We start from the raw sequence: 16,406 nt of genomic DNA, 5'->3' as shown, positions 1-16,406 counted from the left end.
TCAGGGGTCAGTGTGGTGGGCTCAGTCATCAACTGTCCTCGCATTGATGTAGACGGTGTCCCTTGGGACCAATCCAGTTTTCCATGTTTGCGAAGCCAAACTAACACGGTGGAACAACCTTGAATACCGTACTTGTCTTGGGCCTGCTTATAGGTCAGCTCGCCTTTTTCAACTTGGTCGACAACGGCCAATTTAAAAGCGAGGGAATAATCACGTTGAGTTCGTTTAATTGTTGAAGTCATCACACTCTCCAAAATGAGTTTGAAAAGTGTCAACGCTATTTAGGGCGGGTCAATTGCATTTAAAAAGAGCCTAAGGGCTCTTTTTTATTGGGCGGTTGGCAACAACAAGGCAAATAAAGCTTTGATAGGGATCTTAACGTACTGAGTAAGGCCTCTATAGGCTAGTCGTTTGAACTTATTGAATAAAGACGAGGCAAAAAATGGGCAAAAAAAACCGTACTTCTTGTAAAAGAAAGTACGGACTTGAGCCAGAGGACTCATTTTTACCCTGAGTAACGCTAATAATTTAGCAGAGTGTCAAAAAATTGGCAAGTGACATTATTATGGCGATCTTATTTTTTGCTCACAGGGTGACATATTCATAGTTTAACTAAATCAAACGATTAAGTATTTTTGGCGATAAAAGATGAAAAATACCACTCTAACGATGAAACTCAAGTGGCAAAGCTTCTGTCAAACAACTGTAATCAATAACAACAAGAATGCTTGTAGGTGGTCATATGAGAGTTTTTCCTGTCTACGCACCTAAGCTTATCGTTAAGCACGCGCGTATTTTTCTCACTGGTGTTATTTGGGTTAAAGATTTAGGACGATTGGAATTTGAGAAGGGACGGTTTTTACTGCCAAGAAAAAGCCTGCCAAAAGTGAAGCAGGCTATTTTAGAATTGAACGAACTGATCGAAGCGCAGCATCAAACTAATGCAGTTTAGATTTCGCTGTTTAACAAGCCAACAAGGCCAGTCACTTTTTCGTTCCAAGAAGTGAGTTCTTCTTGTAGTTGCTGGTTTTGCGCATTCAATTGTTGATTGTGCTCACTCAGCGTAGACGCTTTTTGCTTCTCTTCTTCAAGCTCCATTTTTAGAAGCTCGATAGTTTCGAGTGCAGCCTGGATTTTGGTTTCCAGTTTGGACAGTAATTCAAGGCTCATCTGGAGAGTCCTATGGTTTCTGGATGGGACTGTGATTCTAGCAGTGCCTAGAACTTAAGGAATAGCGATTCTTGCCGTTTGGTTAAAAAATGCCCTATTACTGGGTTCTAAATTAAGTTTTTTTGCATTTGTTATTAACTCGTTAGTATTCTTGGTTTTATTTTTTATCGGAATGGTCCATGTCGCCTAGTTTGCTCGCCATACTCCCGCTACTGTTGACCTTAACCTTAGCCCTATTTTTACGTCGCACGCTGGTGGCGTTAGGCGTAGGTATTGTCTCTGGTGCCCTATTAATCGCCCAATTTGATCCTCTGCAAACTGGGTTGTATTTGCTTGATATCGGTGCAAAACAATTTTATGCCCAAGGTGCTTGGCAATCGTGGCATCTCAATGTGTTGTTCGCCATGTTACTGCTCGGTAGCATGACGCAATTGTTAGCACGTGGTGGTGCCGTGGGTCAGTTTGGCGATTGGCTATATAGCCGTATTCGTACTGAACGTCAGGCGCGTCTTGGGGTCGTATTTCTTGGTTGGTTAGTGTTTATCGATGGGATTTTCAGTTGTCTTGCTGTCGGCCATGTGTGTCAGCCGCTCAGCCAGCGTTATGGTATTCGCCATGAGCAGCTCGCCTATTTAGTTGATTCCAATGCTTCGCCTTTATGCGCGCTATTGCCTTTCTCCAGTTGGGGCCCCTATGTGATGGCGCTTATCGCGGGGATCAGCTTTTTGCCCGTGTCGCCGTTGGAAGCCTTTATTGAGGTGGCCTTATTTAACTTTTATGCCATAGTGACCTTAGGCTTGTCCGTGCTCGTCGCTTGGTATGGCGTAGGTTTTCACTCTTTTGTTGCTGCTACTGCTGTGGAATCCTCCAATACGGTCGAGGTTAAGGGAAATCCTTGGCTGCTCGCAATCCCTATGCTGACTCTGCTGTCTGCTTCAGTGGGATTAACTTTGTGGTCTGGGGCTCAGCAGGTCTCTTCTTGGGATGTGTCACTCTGGCTTGCTAAGGCTGATATTGGCGCTTCTATGCGCGATGCTTGTTTGTTGGCAACCTTAGTCACTCTTGCCATGTTAGGCTTGTCTGGGCGACGTTTAACGGCATTAGTGGGGGATTTGAGCCACGGAGTTCGCATGATCGCCTTCGCCATTGCGATTTTACTCTGCACTTGGATGATTGGCGCTGTGATCCAAGATCTTGGCGTCGCTAAATTGTTGGCTGCTTGGGCTAAGGCTTATCTTTCTCCGCACCTGCTGGTAGCGGGAATGTTTTTACTCTGCGCGATAATGGCTTTTGCGACGGGTTCAAGCTGGGGAACATTTGCAATTATGATCCCTATTGGCGCAGAGATTGCCCATAACTTGGATCCTCATTTGTTGTTACCTGTACTGAGCGCTGTGATGGCGGGGTCGGTTTTTGGCGACCACTGCTCGCCCATTTCAGATACCAGCGTGCTCAGTGCGACCAGCTCAGGTTGCGCGCCCCATGACCATGTGGTGACTCAGTTGCCCTTTGCTTTGATCGCGGCATGCTCAGCATTAGTCGGATTTCAATTAGTCAATTTAGCCGTGGCGACGCCGTTAGTGTGGCTGGCCGTAGTGAGCTGTAGTCTAGGATTATTTGTCTTGATGGCACGTTTTTATTCACCTTTGCCCAGATTCGTGGCGCAGACATAAAGCCAGTTTATCGCTAAAATGGCCGATTCGGTTCTTGCTGAGCCATTTATTTAAGTGCATCTGATTTAAGAGATTATCAATATGAGTATTACCCGTTTAGATGTAGGTACCCGTATGAGCAGTATAGTGATCCATCAAGGTACTGTGTATCTGTGTGGTCAAGTGGCGAAGGACAAGTATCAAGGCATCACCGAGCAAACTGTCACTATGCTTGAGGAGGTCGATACCTTGTTAGCGCAGGCGGGAAGTTCGCGTGAGCATTTACTGTCAGCGACTATTTATCTGAAAGATATGGGTGATTATGATGCGATGAATGCGGTATGGGATGCTTGGGTGCCTAAAGGTCATGCGCCAGCCCGTGCTTGTGTGCAAGCCGCTATTGCCGAGCCAGAATATTTGGTTGAAGTCTCAGTGATTGCGGCGGTTGCGGTTTAAGCGCTAAGCTATTTTTCGTCCCGTTTAGAAGCCTGTTTCGATCCCTATTTCGAATCCTGTCACCGAGTGTCATGACTCGGTGAAGCTTTTCCGCAATACACCTCGCTAACTAAACCTGTATTGTTCAGCACGCCACTCTCTTCTAACAAAACCCTTTAGCTTTAACCTAATAAGTCTTCAATTAAATGTGCAGGGACAAGCGGCGGATGATCCCCATATTGTTCTGAGAGTGCGCTGGCGATAGTCTCAATATCTTGTTGGGCTAGGCCTTGTTCGATAATGGCAAACGCCCAAGGAGCCTCGGTTTTGAGTTTGAGGAAATAAGGCGTTTCGACAAATTGTGCGAGTGAGTAAGCGAAGCCTCCTAAACCATGCCCCCAACCTTCGCTGACCTGAAAGGGTCTATCCAGATGCGCCATATCAAATTCAATGAGATGGGGGTATTGGCCGTTATGCCCACCGATCCAGTGACCGATATCAACCGATAAAATCATAGTTGCCATGTTATATCCTTTGCTTGGCCGCAATGAGTACTCGACCAAATTCAGCATTAGGCTCGAGGGGGTGATGGCGGCGATATGGTCGAGTCTAAGGGATTGTTTAGTTTGTTGCAGTTGGATGATAAGCCACTCTGTTTTGTCGGCTCTTGTCTGCGTGGTGATGGCTTGACCTTGGCACTGGGTGCCATCAATAAGCTCAATGTTGAGTTGATAACTACGCAGACAGGCGAGTTCGAGATAGTCGTAATGGGCGCAAGGGATCATTTTATAATCTGACATAGAATCATCTCATTGGGAGTTCGACCCTATTGTGGCAAAAATACTTGCCATTGGCATTATTGTGGATTGTTTTATCCTGTCTCTGAGGCCGTGTTGGTTATTTTTAACTTAGCCCGCTAGGTCTGCAAATAACCGCAATCGCCATGAATGGCGTGAATGCCATTTATGCAGGAGCAATAAATGGCCTTGCCTAAAGTGTGTTGCTTAATCATTAAAATCAGCCGCTGAATTCTGCATCTTCAGGTTGTTTGGGTATAGATATGCGCGCCCCTCTTGACTTTATTCCTGTCGCTCCCTAGTCTGCTTGTTCAGTAATCAAGGTGGTATGCGATGGAAATAACTTACAATTTAAAACCTGCGTCCGAGCGCCGTACTGAGCAATTCAAGCCCGAGGGGAATGTGGGCTTTGGTAGCCTCAGAACCGATCATATGTTTTTGATGGATTATCATGATGGACAATGGTGCGATCCGCGCATCGTTCCTTATGGACCATTTGAAATGGCTCCGGGTGCAATGGCGTTGCATTATGGCCAGTCGATCTTCGAAGGCGCTAAAGCCTTTATGCATGAAGACGGCGAGATTTATACTTTCCGTATTAATAAGAATGCCGAGCGGATGAATCGCTCCGCCGATATCGTCTGTATTCCTAATATCGATGAACAAATGCAGATGGATGCGATCAATGCGTTGATCGATGTCGATCGCCTCTGGTTCCCGATGCAAGAAGGCGCGTGTCTGTATATTCGTCCCTTTATTTTTGCGACCGAAGACCGCCTCTCTGTGAGCCCAAGTTCGCGTTATACCTTCTGTGTGGTGTTAAGCCCAAGTGGCGCTTATTACGCGGCTGGCGTGAACAAAGGTATACGCTTGCTGATCAGCAAAACTTTCCATCGTGCTGTATCGGGTGGCACTGGCGCCTCAAAAGCCGCGGGTAACTATGCGGCTTCGTTGCGTGCGGGTAAAGCTGCGGCAGCCTTTGGTGCATCGCAAGTGTTATATCTCGATTCGACCAATCAACAGATTGAAGAAGCGGGCGCGATGAACCATTTCCACATTCTGAAAGATGGCACTGTGATTATTCCAACCTTCACAGATACTATTTTGAAGTCGATCACCTCGCAATCCATTATGGAATTGGGTGAGATGCTCGGTTGTGAAGTGCGCCAAGAGACTGTCATGCTTGATAAATTTATCGCTGATATTAAATCTGGTGAAATTATTGAGGCGGGTGGTTTTGGGACGGCGGCCGTGGTTTCTGCTGTGGGCTCCTACATTTTTGAAGATGGCCATGTTGTCACTGTCGGTAATGGTGAAGTGGGCGAGCATGTTCAGCGTATCTATAAACTGTATACCGAAATCCAAAAGGGCCATATTAAAGGTCCTGAAGGCTGGGTTAAGCGTGTTGAACGTTTAGCAAAGTAAGGAATTTGTGATGATGTTTAAAGGCTCCTAGGAGCCTTTTTTATATTTCAAGGCAAATTATGCCTTGGTCACGACCCAGAGTGCGTGTAATAAACCAGGGAACCAGAACAGTAAACATAACACTATGTTTATTAGCAGATCTTTACCCGCTCCCGCCTTCAAAAATACAGCAACTGGGGGCAATAAAATCGCAATAATGACTAAAAGTAGTTTATTTGTATCCATAACAGAACATCCTCAAAACGGAGATTGTAGGCAAATCAACAAGATCTAACTTCGCAGGAAGACTCAGAATTTGCAAACCTTTTAGTTTGCAAGGCGTAAATAATCCCAGCCGCAGCCTAAATGAAGGCCCTTACCATTCCCTAAAATGAAAAAGGATATTCAACCCATTATCTGTCCAGAGTAGACTAAGATATCCAGTAAACTCCAACCGAAAATCCCTAAAAGCATCTATAGTTAAAGAAAAATATGAAGTAAAAGAATGATATTTGATCCCCAAGCCCTATTACTCATCAAGTTTATTTGCCTGCTGACTAGCACGGCTGCCGTCGCATGGGGACTCATTGCACAACCTTTAAAAATTGCCACTCAAGCCAGTATGCGCTTTTCTCTGGCGAACTTGTTCGTCCTCCTTGGCATCATACTCAACAGCCAACGCACCGAAGCCTCCAGTTACTTTTTTTGGTTCTGCTCGGATATGGCGATTTTATTTGGCTTCATTCTAGCGCGTTGGGGAACGAAGGCGCTTTTCAGACTCAAGCCCAGCGTAAAATCGGATCTTATTCTTTTAGCACTCACCGCTGGTGTGATGCTCTTGGTTCCACCTAATTTCAGCTCCGAACGCATTTTGGCCATCGTATTCTCAGCCTGCGCCGCGCTCATTTTCGCCATGTTAACTCGAGATAACTATCTTGCCATCAAACGCGATACGGGAAATCGAGTTGCCATCGCTATGGTCATGCCCTTAGTCGCCATGGTGGGTATTTTTATCATTCGTATCTTTATCGCCTTACTCTCTCCCGAAGAAAGTTCGATGTTTATCGCCATGCACACGCAAGAAGCCATACCTGTGCTTTGGTTCTATGTATTTCTGGCCCTATTGATCAATATCGTGATGATAGGTAATGCCATGACTCGGCTTGTCAGTAAAATCCGCCTGTTAGCGGAGCGAGACCAACTCACAGGCCTGTGGAATCGCCGTGCTATGCATAAGTTTTTAAACAATATCCATCAACGCTGGCTGCGGGATAAAGTACCTTACAGTATGATTTTATTGGATCTTGATCATTTTAAAGATATCAACGATCAATATGGGCACGATGCGGGCGATCTCGCCCTGCTGACGGCGGCGAGACTGTTTGGATCGGTATTGCGAGAAAATGACGCCCTATGTCGTCACGGTGGAGAGGAGTTTCTGGTGATTTTACCCGCGACTGATGCACCCGCGGCTAGAGTCGTCGCCGAGAAATTACATCAAGTACTTAAGGACAATTCATTTATCTGGCAAGGTGTTACGATTAAAATCCATGCCAGTTTAGGTTACGCCACGATTTATCAAGGATGCCAACCTGACAAACTACTCATTCAAGCAGACCAAGCTATGTACCGCGCAAAATCTGAGGGCAGAGACCGTATTTGCCAAGCTTGCTAGGCTTTCGCAACATAACGCTGCAAAGATTAATCTCCTTTCGCAGGCCAAGCCAAAGTATCGGGCTCACGCCATGAAACTAGCGCCTCAGTGACACCTTCTGCACCAAAATGCTCACCTTGAGTCGGCAAATCCCGATAAGCGTAATCATGCCAACCTGTCACGTCATCACCATAGCGAAAATGCAGACAATAGGCATGCAGATAACACCGATCATCTGCCTCACCGCCGTATAAATCATCCCCTAAAATGGGTACACCTAAACTCGCCAAGGCAACTCTTAATTGATGGGTTTTACCTGAGTGGGGTTTAAGCAAATATAAACGCAACCCCTCACCAACACTCAAGGAGAAAAACTGCGTAATCGCTGGATTCTCTTTAGTCCGCAGTAACTTAAACATGCTACGACGCGACTTTGCCATGTCACCAATCACCCAGCCTTGCTTCTTCTTCGGCTTGCCTTTCGCGAGGGCGAGGTAATATTTCTGCACTTTATGAGCGGTAAACAGCTCAGTAAATTGCTTGGCGGCGACCGCGCTCTTAGCCAGAATCAACAGACCGGACGTGGGTGTATCGAGTCGATGAACAGCAAAAAGCTTAATCCCTAAATCTTGCTCAGCCTGCGCCACCACGCCTGCAGTCCCATTCTGACTGTGGAAATGCACTTTGGCTGATTTGGAAATAACAATAAAATCAGCCTCATCGGCTATGATTCGATACATGGAGTACTCGACGTTGTAATGCGGATCATCGACTTAAAACTGAATAGTGACGACTAAGCCGGGATGATTATCCGTGAGATTAATTTTGGCATTGTGCCGTGAGAGAATCGCTTTGACCATAGATAATCCTAAACCAGTGCCCTGTAAATGCCGGCTAGGGTCGAGGCGCACTAAACGTTCGAACACTCTTTCTTTACTCTCATCTGGAATACCAGGGCCATTATCACGGATCTGAATTTGTGGGCCTGACTGAATAATCTCAATCCGCGCACCTTGGCCAGAATACTTCATCGCATTATCGACAAGATTATATAAAGCTTGGAATAATAAGTATTTATCACCAAAAACCTTATGATCTGTCAGTAACGATAAACTCAAGGTTTGCTCGTTAGATTCAGCCACAGCATCGGCCATATCCAATAAGTCAGTACACAGTTGCGCTAGGCTTAACTCCTGCAAATCGAGTGTCTGCTGACCTTCTTCGATACGCGTGAGCGACAACATGGCATCAAACGTCGCTAAACAATGATCGAGCTCCTCGGTCAAAATGGCGCAACCTTCGCTAATCTCATTGCTCGACTTACTCGCTAACTCTTCAATACCAATACGGATATGTGACAGTGGAGTACGTAAATCATGGGCGATATTATCGGTCGCACCACGCACTGCCATCAGGTTATTTTCGAGAATATCCAGCACATTATTAAACTGCAGCGCCAACATATCGAACTCATCCTGACGCCAACTCAAGGGTAAGCGGGTGTCATAGTGACCGCGTTCAATCTGTTCACTCAAGCGGTTGTATTGCACTAATCGACGTAAAATCGCCTTAGAAAACAGATAGCCGAGCGCTAAAGTCAACACTACGGTAAGCATGACAGCCGTCGCGGCGGCACTGATAAACTTATCAATTAACGTCGCTAAGTTATCGGTACGGGTCGCAATCAACACTGGGCCGTAGCGGGTCATCACTAGGCCGCCAGTAAGAATATGCAGCTTATCCGGGCCACCGGTTAAGATAGGAAAATCCCGCGTTTGCGGCAGCATGGGCATGCCTTCGGGCATAAAGCTCAAGGCACCGACCATATCGTAGCTATTACGCCAAGCGATCAGGGCCGTTTGTGGATCGGCGGCGCGGATTTGAGCGGCAAAACTACGGCGATCAACCGTTAGGGCAAGTTGCTGATAACGTTGGGTCTCTGACTCTAAATATTGAGTCACTTGATACTGCTGCTCGATGATCAACTGCCGATAGAGGGCAAATAGCAACGCCCCGATGATCACTATCACTAAGGTCGAAAAAACGATTGTGATGCGCCAGGCGCTGCTTTGGTAAGGCTTAATGCCTTTGTCGTAAGCGATAACCCGCTCCCCTCACGGTTTCGATAAGCTCGCCATGGCCTAACTCTTCAAATTTACGGCGTAATTTTGCGATATGCACATCGATGACGTTCGTGCGCGGATCGAAGTGATAATCCCACACTGCTTCGAACAATAAGGTGCGGCTAATAACTTGATTAGCATGTTCCATCAGATACTTAAGTAACTGGAACTCTTTTGGCTGTAGCATCAACTCCTGCCCGTCTAAAGTGACATTACGGGTCAGTAACTCCATCTTCAAACCACCAACAACGAGATCAGTTGTCACAGGCACAGATTGCCCACGGTGCATCAGTTTTTCAGCGCGAACTAATAACTCGGAGAAAGCAAACGGCTTAGTCATATAGTCGTCGCCACCTGCCCGCAAGCCTTTTACTCGCTCATCGACGTGCGCTAAAGCGGATAAAATCAGCACTGGTGTTTGATTACCCGTAGCCCTTAAGGCGGCCAGCAATTTTAAGCCATCGAGTTGAGGTAACATGCGGTCGAGGATCACGAGATCGTACTGACTACTCGTCGCAAGTGACAGGCCTTGATGGCCATCGCTCGCCGTTTCGATATTGTGGCCCTGCTCAAGAAATCCTTTGACGATGTAATCAATCGTCGTCGCATCATCTTCAACTAAAAGTATTTTCATCTGTATGTTGCGCTCCTCAATCTTAAGCACTCGTGTGAGCACTCGATTGACTTAGATATTTCAATCCCACTTGAGTAAAGGTAACGGTCGTAAATTTTCGACATCAAAGGCCAACTTAAACTTACCCGTATCGTCTAACAGCTTAAGTTCTAAGTAACTGATACCTAAGTCGTGGTCTAACTTTGCTTCGGTTAAGAAGGCTTTATGATCTTTAGTGGCCTTAATGATTAGACCTGAAAAGGTTTGATCTTTTGCCGCGATCATACGCGTTGCCTCAACCTCACCCAGATCATCGGCGCTTACTTTACTCGCCTTTTGTTTCAGTAACTTACCATCACGGGCACGATATTCAAACCGCGTTATAGAGTTTGCTAAAGGATTAATCAACTCAAATTGATAGACTAATTCACCCTCTTGCTCTTCCATATGAAATTCGGCAATCACACCGGAGAACCCTTTTTCAATCTGCTGCATAACGCTCAACGGCGGTACATAGTCTCCACCCGCAAACATCGAATACATGCTCTGAGCCGCCGTTGCGACACCAGATACCAACATGAATCCTAGCAACCATAGTCTCATGGCCCCTCCATTTAAATCAGCTAAGTTTGTATCTTATGAGACAATCAGTTAGAAGTCGATGGACCTATTGCGCCTGTATGCAATTCCAAGCTAATCCCTCACAATTTACCACTGGATATAGCATCACACTGTGTCAGCGTTAACTCTGGTTCGGCCATCAATTGATCTGAAATCCAACGTCAACAGAACCTAAATCGCTGATAAGCCAAACACTCAATCATTTTGTGGCTAATGTGCTAAGTCTACCTAATACCAACTTAAACGCCGATGGAAACAAGATTAAGCTTTGATCATCTGGGGATTTTTAAACATGACATTTTCAGTGATAACCCTCAATTTCGCCATTTAGAATCAAGAGGATTGAATTTTAGCGGGTATTTTAGTCTATCTGTGTCATTAAAAAGTGGGATTGGCAAATAAATCGCCCTCGACTAAAGTCAGATAACTTAGCATCAGGTAACGGTATTTTTAAATCGGAGCGAAAATGAAACCAGTCATGCGATGGATAAGCTTAAGCTTGTTATTAATAGCAGCATTAAGCGCTTATGCCTATGGCAGCGCCACCAGTGCATTGGTGTTCATCATCTTAGGCATGCTATTGGAAGGGACATTTTGGATTGGATTACTCGGTATAAAACGTTATTAAATTACGATATCACGCTATTCCAAAATATGAATTTGTTCGGATTTGAGTGCCACCGTAGTTTGCATCCCCTTAGTAAGAGCAAGCTTTTGGGCAAAATGCAGCGAGACTTCAGTGTTAAGTTGTAACGGAGTGCCAGTGACGTAGCAGATAAGCCGAACAGATTCGCCCATCACCAGCATAGCGTCGATCGTGACATCTAATTTATTAAAACTGCGGCATAAACGCCCTTTGGATATCGAATTAAAACGAATACCTTGATTGGGGATAACCCAACGGACTCGACTTCCCACAGGGCGATCTTTGCCATAGTCGCAGGCAATTAGCTGCTCACCAAATTTAAGCCAAGTGAGATTTTTAGTGCTGTCTTGAAATACCACTTCACCATCAAAAATATTTCTTAGCCCCATCTGCCTAGCCACAGCTTCATTTCGTGGCCGCGATAACACCTCGAAAGGTGCACCTTGCTGTAGCATCTTGCCTTGGCTGATCAAAATCATCGAATCAGCCAGCAGTAAGGCTTCATTTAAGTCGTGGGTGACCATTATCACTGGGCAAAGTAACTGCTCTTTGAGGCGCGCAAGTTCAAGGTATAAACGCTCGCGAGTTTCCCTGTCCACCGCAGAAAAAGGCTCATCCAGCAACAAAACCGACGGTTCGCGGGCAAGCGCTCTGGCAAGCGCAACGCGCTGGCGCTGGCCGCCCGATAAATGCGCCGGTAATCTATCGGGTAATCCCTGTAGATTGACCCGTTCGAGCCAATCTTTCGCGCGCGGTATGCGCTCAGCCTTGGGAATATGATCAAGCCCAGCAACCACATTCTCTAGGGCGGTAAGGTTAGGAAATAGTCCAAAATGCTGTGGCATATAACCGATATGGCGTTGCTGCGGGCTTAAGGCGATGCGCGCTTTATCATCAAACCAAGGTCGATCGCCAAAGTGGATTTGTCCCGTATCGGGATGATTCAACCCAGCGATCATCCGTAGCAGCGTGGTTTTTCCACCGCCAGACGGCCCTACCACAGCAAGTACTTCACCCGCTTTACAGCGAAAATCGGCGTTGAGTTTAATGTGTTTATGATTTTGGATCTGACACTGCAGATCAGCGATGATTTGCGCCACGCTGACCTCCTAAACGCCGCGATAGACTGGTTGTTAGTGCTAACGCCGTCACGGCAAACAGCAATAAGACTAATGACATAGTGCCAGCAGCATTAAAATCGAATGATTGCACACTGTCATAAATTGCAATCGAAATCGTCTTAGTCTCGCCAGCAATATTGCCGCCCATCATCAGCACAACGCCAAACTCCCCAAGCACATGGGAGAAGCACAGAACTAATGCCGTTAGCACACCCGGCCACACCATAGGCAATTCAATTTTAAGTAGAATTTTAAGTCGACTCATGCCGCAACAAGCGGCTGCGTCGCGAACATCATTCGGCACAGCTTCGAATGCGCGTTGTATCGGCTGCACAGCGAAGGGAATATTGACTAAAACGGAGGCGATAACCAGACCAGAAAAGTGAAACACGAGTTGCTGACCCATGACTTGCTCAATCCATTGTCCGAGCCAACTTTGACAGCCAAGCCCCACCAGCAAGTAATAACCAATCACAGTTGGCGGTAATACTAAGGGCACCATGATCAGCGCCTCGACCCAAGATTTGCCGACAAATTGACGATAGGCTAATGCCCGTCCAGCCAAAATAGCTAAAGGAATCAACACTAAAACTGTGATGCCACTCAGCTTGACCGATAACCAAAGTGCCTGCCAATCCATCATGGTTGCTCTGGCAATGAAAAACCATAATCGGCCAAAACACGACGGGCACTATCGGCTCTTAAATAATCGTAAAAATGCTGAGCAGTTTCACTCGCCTTGGCCATTAATGCCATACGCTGAAACAGTGGGCTATGCATTTTTGCTGGCACTATGGCGTAATCACTATGTTTGGCAAAAGTAGGAGACATAGCTAAAGAGAGCGCAATAATCCCGCCCTGGGTTGAACCACTAATCGCAAACTGCCCTGCTTGGGACACATTTTCCCCAAGGATCAATTTAGGTTGAATCACATCCCACAACTGCACAAACTGCAATGCTTCTTTAGCCTTTTCGCCATAGGGAGCGTGATCAGGATTAGCAATAGCAAAACGGGTAATTTTTCCTGCAGTGAGTGCTTCAGCTAACCCCTTAAGTTCAGGATCAACAGACAAACGACCTGTTTTAGGTACAACAATAGCGAGTTGCCCTTGGGCATAAAGAACGCCGGCATCGCGGGCAACGCCAGCACTATGCAATTGCTGAATATATTTTTCATCCGCAGATAAAAATAATTCATAGGGCGCACCGTTTTGGATTTGAGTAGCAAAATTACCCGATGACCCATAGGATATTTTTACTTTTAGCCCAGTTTCATTGGTAAATTTTTGGCTAATATCATCGAGGGCAAAACGTAAATCTGAGGCAGCGGCAATTGCGGGAATCGCTGTATTATCCGCCGCTCGACTGAACGATGGCACGACCGCCAAGCACCAGAGTAATGCAAAAACACAGGTATGGAAGAAACGGGTCAAACTCTGCATTGGGTCACCTTAGTGCAATATTCGCGCGGGTCTTAAACTGGCAAGCTGCGTTGCGACTACGAGTATCTCAGCCACGCGACTAGTCTTTGTGTTGCCATAGCTTAGCCGCCTGTTCATCGGCATCTTTCGCTTCAACCCAACTTTTACCTTGCTCGCCCGCTTCTAATTTCCAGAATGGCGCTTTGGTTTTTAAAAAGTCGATTAAGAATTCACAGGCAGCAAAAGCAGCTTTGCGATGGGCGCTGGTTACGCCGATAAACACAATCTGCTCACCCAGAGCCATAGTACCGACACGATGAATAACCGTCACTTTATTAAGCGGCCAACGGCTACGCGCCTCGGTAACGATTTGTTCTAACACGGCTTCGGTCATGCCAGGATAGTGCTCTAAGGTTAAGTCTGTCACCGCGGCCCCATCGTTAAAATCACGCACTTTGCCGATAAAAGTGACTACGGCACCATCGCTATCATCTTGAGCTAGCTGGCGATATTCGTCAGAAACACTAAAATCGACCTCTTGCACTCGAACTGTGGGTAACAAACGCATATTAACCTCCTGTAACCGGTGGGAAAAAGGCGACTTCATCACCATCGTTTACAGGTGTATCCCATTGGCTAATGGTCTGATTTACCGCCACCAGCAATTTGTCAGAGGTTAATACTTTGGCCCATTTGTCGTCGGTTGCTGCCAGCGTTGCCCGTAATGCTTCGGCAGTTTGTGTCTGCTCGCCCGCCTCTAGACTTAATTTAGCTGTGCCCAACAATTCTCGAACTTGAGCAAAAAACAACACGTTAATCATAGTCTTCTCTCGTTTTTGATCCGCTAAACCTTAAAATGTCCCGACTTGCCGCCACGCTTTTCTAACAGACGGACTTGGGAGATCACCATATCTTTTTGCACGGCCTTGCACATGTCATAGATAGTTAACGCCGCCACTGAAGCTGCAGTTAACGCTTCCATCTCTACGCCCGTTTTGCCGGATAACTTGCACAGGCTAGTAATACGCACGCGGTTATGTTCAGGTTGTGCCTCTAAATCGACTTCAACTTTCGTTAGCATCAGCGGATGGCAGAGAGGGATAAGGTCTGAGGTTTTTTTCGCGGCTTGAATGCCCGCAATACGCGCGGTCGCAAACACATCACCCTTGTGGTGGCTACCACTCATGATCATCTCGAGTGTCGTGCTCGCCATCTCGATAAAAGCTTCTGCACGGGCTTCGCGCTCGGTAACGGCTTTTTCAGTTACATCGACCATATGGGCATTGCCATCGGCATTAATATGAGTAAATACATTGCTCATTGGAGCGATCCTTTAATTGAGGTCAAAACAGGGTACAAGGGAAATTGAGCTTTTACTCGCGCTAAATTGGCTATAGCCACAGACCTAAAATCAGGTCTAGCCGCCAATAGAGGCAAGATGCTGAGTGACACCTGTGATGCCTTGATGCAAGTAATGGGTTTCTTTCTTCTGGGCTAATTGACCGTGCAGACGCTCAATTAATTCCGCTTGCTGGTTAGAATGCTGTAGCAGATCACGTAAATCGACACCGGATTCCGTAAAGAGGCACAAGTGCAATTTACCCTTAGCAGATACCCGTAAACGGTTACAGGTAGCACAAAAATTATTGGCATAGGGCATGATCAAGCCGATACGGCCCTGATAATCGCTGCGGCTGAAATTTTGGGCTGGACCATCGGAGGCGCTTGGCGTATCTAATTGCCAGCTATCTGCCAGTAACTGCGCTTTGATGTCAGCGCCCGCTAGGTGATGGGCTTCAAAATACTCACGACCAAGACCCGTTTCCATCAGCTCGATAAAACGCAGGTCGATTGGCGTGTGTTTAATCCAGTGTAAAAAACGTGGCAAATCTTTATCGTTTAAGCCTTTAAGCAGTACGGCGTTGATTTTTACTCGCTCGAAACCTGCTGACAAGGCGGCATCAATCCCCCGCATCACTTCATCAAACTTATTTTCGCCAGTGATCTGGTAAAACATTTTGGGATCTAAACTATCCACGGACACATTGATACGACGTAAGCCAGCATCGAACCATTCTTTGGCATGCTTTTCGAGTCGATATCCATTAGTGGTCGTCGCAATAGTATGAATGCGCGGGTTATCAGCGACGACACGAATGATGTCGGTAAAGTCTTTACGCAGGGTAGGTTCACCGCCTGTAATGCGGATTTTTTGGGTGCCGACTTGGCTAAATGCGGAGACTAATTTTTCTATCTCATTGAGAGATAAGAATTTTGATTTACCTTCAGGATGATAACCATCAGGGAGGCAGTAACTGCATTTGAAGTTACAAACGTCAGTGACTGACATCCGTAAATAGTGAAATTTTCGACCAAAGCTGTCTTGTAATTGAGACATGATCACCTTTCCAAGTGTGGGAGGTGAGAGCATTTCTTATCCCACCCCGGTGGCATTATTACCACGGCTACACCTCCATATCTTTCGACTTAGGCAGGCAAGCTCGGAGAACCGTCGTCGGTGATTATAGGCCGAAAGTACTCACTAGCTATACCCCTAAACAGGTATTTATTAACCTAGATCACGCTAGCGTGAATAATCTGTGACAGTCCTCACCTAAAGATTTGTATTGAATTAGACTAAACAGCAGCTTAATCCACTGTGACCTTATCTTATTTTCAGGTAAGGTGGTGCAAGCAATAAAACGCCCGTTTACAAACTACAACACTCGATAAAAATCGGGGAAACGT

The 16,406-nt window shown here is 46.3% G+C and carries 20 protein-coding genes, 2 pseudogenes and 1 riboswitch; of the genes and pseudogenes, 6 read left to right on the top strand and 16 right to left on the bottom strand.

Annotation, left to right across the window (positions count from 1 at the left end):
- Positions 1 to 242: pseudogene (locus L5L77_RS18060) on the bottom strand (IS3 family transposase); the annotation flags it as partial.
- A gap of 500 nt (positions 243 to 742) precedes the next feature.
- Here L5L77_RS18060 and L5L77_RS18055 point away from each other — a divergent pair.
- Complete coding sequence (locus tag L5L77_RS18055) at positions 743 to 952, top strand: DUF1107 domain-containing protein (RefSeq protein ID WP_263186304.1); 210 nt, start codon at positions 743 to 745, stop codon at positions 950 to 952.
- On the opposite strand, the gene L5L77_RS18050 is transcribed toward L5L77_RS18055, so the two are convergent.
- Positions 949 to 1,170: a cell division protein ZapB gene (locus L5L77_RS18050; RefSeq protein ID WP_006083484.1), complete on the bottom strand. Its 222-nt coding sequence runs from the start codon at positions 1,168 to 1,170 to the stop codon at positions 949 to 951. The two genes, L5L77_RS18055 and L5L77_RS18050, sit on opposite strands and share 4 nt — an antisense overlap.
- A gap of 179 nt (positions 1,171 to 1,349) precedes the next feature.
- Here L5L77_RS18050 and L5L77_RS18045 point away from each other — a divergent pair, with 179 nt between their 5' ends.
- Positions 1,350 to 2,843: a Na+/H+ antiporter NhaC family protein gene (locus L5L77_RS18045; RefSeq protein ID WP_263186303.1), complete on the top strand. Its 1,494-nt coding sequence runs from the start codon at positions 1,350 to 1,352 to the stop codon at positions 2,841 to 2,843.
- A gap of 81 nt (positions 2,844 to 2,924) precedes the next feature.
- On the top strand, positions 2,925 to 3,278 hold the full coding sequence (locus L5L77_RS18040) for a RidA family protein (protein ID WP_173248029.1): 354 nt from the start codon (positions 2,925 to 2,927) through the stop codon (positions 3,276 to 3,278).
- 161 nt (positions 3,279 to 3,439) lie between these two features.
- Here the strand turns inward: L5L77_RS18040 and L5L77_RS18035 are convergent, their stop codons facing one another.
- Positions 3,440 to 3,781, bottom strand: coding sequence for a hypothetical protein (locus L5L77_RS18035; protein ID WP_263186302.1), 342 nt, complete (start codon positions 3,779 to 3,781; stop codon positions 3,440 to 3,442).
- 1 nt (position 3,782) lies between these two features.
- Positions 3,783 to 4,057: pseudogene (locus L5L77_RS18030) on the bottom strand (Rho-binding antiterminator).
- Positions 4,058 to 4,387: 330 nt separating this feature from the next.
- Here L5L77_RS18030 and L5L77_RS18025 point away from each other — a divergent pair.
- Positions 4,388 to 5,479, top strand: coding sequence for a branched-chain amino acid aminotransferase (locus L5L77_RS18025; RefSeq protein WP_263182409.1), 1,092 nt, complete (start codon positions 4,388 to 4,390; stop codon positions 5,477 to 5,479).
- Positions 5,480 to 5,536: 57 nt separating this feature from the next.
- Here L5L77_RS18025 and L5L77_RS18020 read toward each other — a convergent pair whose 3' ends face one another.
- On the bottom strand, positions 5,537 to 5,704 hold the full coding sequence (locus tag L5L77_RS18020) for a YqaE/Pmp3 family membrane protein (RefSeq protein ID WP_006079767.1): 168 nt from the start codon (positions 5,702 to 5,704) through the stop codon (positions 5,537 to 5,539).
- A gap of 259 nt (positions 5,705 to 5,963) precedes the next feature.
- Between L5L77_RS18020 and L5L77_RS18015 the strand changes: the two genes are divergently transcribed.
- Positions 5,964 to 7,133: a GGDEF domain-containing protein gene (locus L5L77_RS18015; RefSeq protein WP_263186301.1), complete on the top strand. Its 1,170-nt coding sequence runs from the start codon at positions 5,964 to 5,966 to the stop codon at positions 7,131 to 7,133.
- A gap of 26 nt (positions 7,134 to 7,159) precedes the next feature.
- Here L5L77_RS18015 and L5L77_RS18010 read toward each other — a convergent pair whose 3' ends face one another.
- Genes L5L77_RS18010 through L5L77_RS17995 form a run of 4 tightly spaced genes read right to left on the bottom strand, consistent with a single transcriptional unit; the run spans position 7,160 to position 10,451 of the window.
- Positions 7,160 to 7,852: a TIGR01621 family pseudouridine synthase gene (locus L5L77_RS18010; RefSeq protein ID WP_263223303.1), complete on the bottom strand. Its 693-nt coding sequence runs from the start codon at positions 7,850 to 7,852 to the stop codon at positions 7,160 to 7,162.
- 33 nt (positions 7,853 to 7,885) lie between these two features.
- A complete protein-coding gene (locus L5L77_RS18005) occupies positions 7,886 to 9,142 on the bottom strand; it encodes a sensor histidine kinase (protein ID WP_263164950.1) in 1,257 nt (418 codons plus the stop codon).
- Between the two features lie 49 nt (positions 9,143 to 9,191).
- On the bottom strand, positions 9,192 to 9,869 hold the full coding sequence (locus L5L77_RS18000) for a response regulator transcription factor (RefSeq protein ID WP_006079763.1): 678 nt from the start codon (positions 9,867 to 9,869) through the stop codon (positions 9,192 to 9,194).
- A gap of 60 nt (positions 9,870 to 9,929) precedes the next feature.
- On the bottom strand, positions 9,930 to 10,451 hold the full coding sequence (locus L5L77_RS17995; protein WP_131524044.1) for a hypothetical protein: 522 nt from the start codon (positions 10,449 to 10,451) through the stop codon (positions 9,930 to 9,932).
- 484 nt (positions 10,452 to 10,935) lie between these two features.
- Between L5L77_RS17995 and L5L77_RS17990 the strand changes: the two genes are divergently transcribed.
- Positions 10,936 to 11,097, top strand: a complete 162-nt coding sequence (locus L5L77_RS17990; protein WP_263147846.1) for a hypothetical protein — start codon at positions 10,936 to 10,938, stop codon at positions 11,095 to 11,097.
- 14 nt (positions 11,098 to 11,111) lie between these two features.
- Here the strand turns inward: L5L77_RS17990 and L5L77_RS17985 are convergent, their stop codons facing one another.
- From L5L77_RS17985 to moaA, 7 genes are all read right to left on the bottom strand, one after another.
- Complete coding sequence (locus tag L5L77_RS17985; protein WP_173497784.1) at positions 11,112 to 12,215, bottom strand: ABC transporter ATP-binding protein; 1,104 nt, start codon at positions 12,213 to 12,215, stop codon at positions 11,112 to 11,114.
- On the bottom strand, positions 12,196 to 12,876 hold the full coding sequence (gene modB / locus L5L77_RS17980) for a molybdate ABC transporter permease subunit (protein ID WP_263223304.1): 681 nt from the start codon (positions 12,874 to 12,876) through the stop codon (positions 12,196 to 12,198). Before modB ends, L5L77_RS17985 begins: the two co-directional genes overlap by 20 nt.
- Positions 12,876 to 13,679 carry a molybdate ABC transporter substrate-binding protein gene (gene modA / locus L5L77_RS17975; protein ID WP_263223302.1) on the bottom strand — a complete coding sequence of 268 codons (804 nt, stop codon included), beginning with the start codon at positions 13,677 to 13,679 and terminating at the stop codon, positions 12,876 to 12,878. The genes modB and modA overlap by 1 nt, the downstream gene beginning before the upstream one ends.
- Before the next feature lie 79 nt (positions 13,680 to 13,758).
- The gene (gene moaE, locus L5L77_RS17970) at positions 13,759 to 14,226 is read right to left on the bottom strand and encodes a molybdopterin synthase catalytic subunit MoaE (protein WP_263223301.1); all 468 of its coding nucleotides are present in this window, start codon (positions 14,224 to 14,226) and stop codon (positions 13,759 to 13,761) included.
- 1 nt (position 14,227) lies between these two features.
- A complete protein-coding gene (moaD, locus tag L5L77_RS17965; RefSeq protein ID WP_263223300.1) occupies positions 14,228 to 14,479 on the bottom strand; it encodes a molybdopterin synthase sulfur carrier subunit in 252 nt (83 codons plus the stop codon).
- A 23-nt stretch (positions 14,480 to 14,502) separates the two neighbouring features.
- Positions 14,503 to 14,979: a cyclic pyranopterin monophosphate synthase MoaC gene (moaC, locus tag L5L77_RS17960; RefSeq protein WP_006079755.1), complete on the bottom strand. Its 477-nt coding sequence runs from the start codon at positions 14,977 to 14,979 to the stop codon at positions 14,503 to 14,505.
- 96 nt (positions 14,980 to 15,075) lie between these two features.
- On the bottom strand, positions 15,076 to 16,056 hold the full coding sequence (gene moaA / locus L5L77_RS17955) for a GTP 3',8-cyclase MoaA (protein ID WP_263223299.1): 981 nt from the start codon (positions 16,054 to 16,056) through the stop codon (positions 15,076 to 15,078).
- Positions 16,044 to 16,177, bottom strand: a riboswitch (molybdenum cofactor riboswitch). Its footprint overlaps the gene before it by 13 nt.
- Between the last annotated feature and the right edge of the window lie 229 nt (positions 16,178 to 16,406).

This window comes from Shewanella sp. SM29, from assembly GCF_025654245.1.
Classification (GTDB): Bacteria; Pseudomonadota; Gammaproteobacteria; order Enterobacterales; family Shewanellaceae; genus Shewanella; species Shewanella oncorhynchi.
Note: the sequence above shows the minus strand (reverse complement) of the source record. Positions and strands in the feature narration are given on the sequence as shown.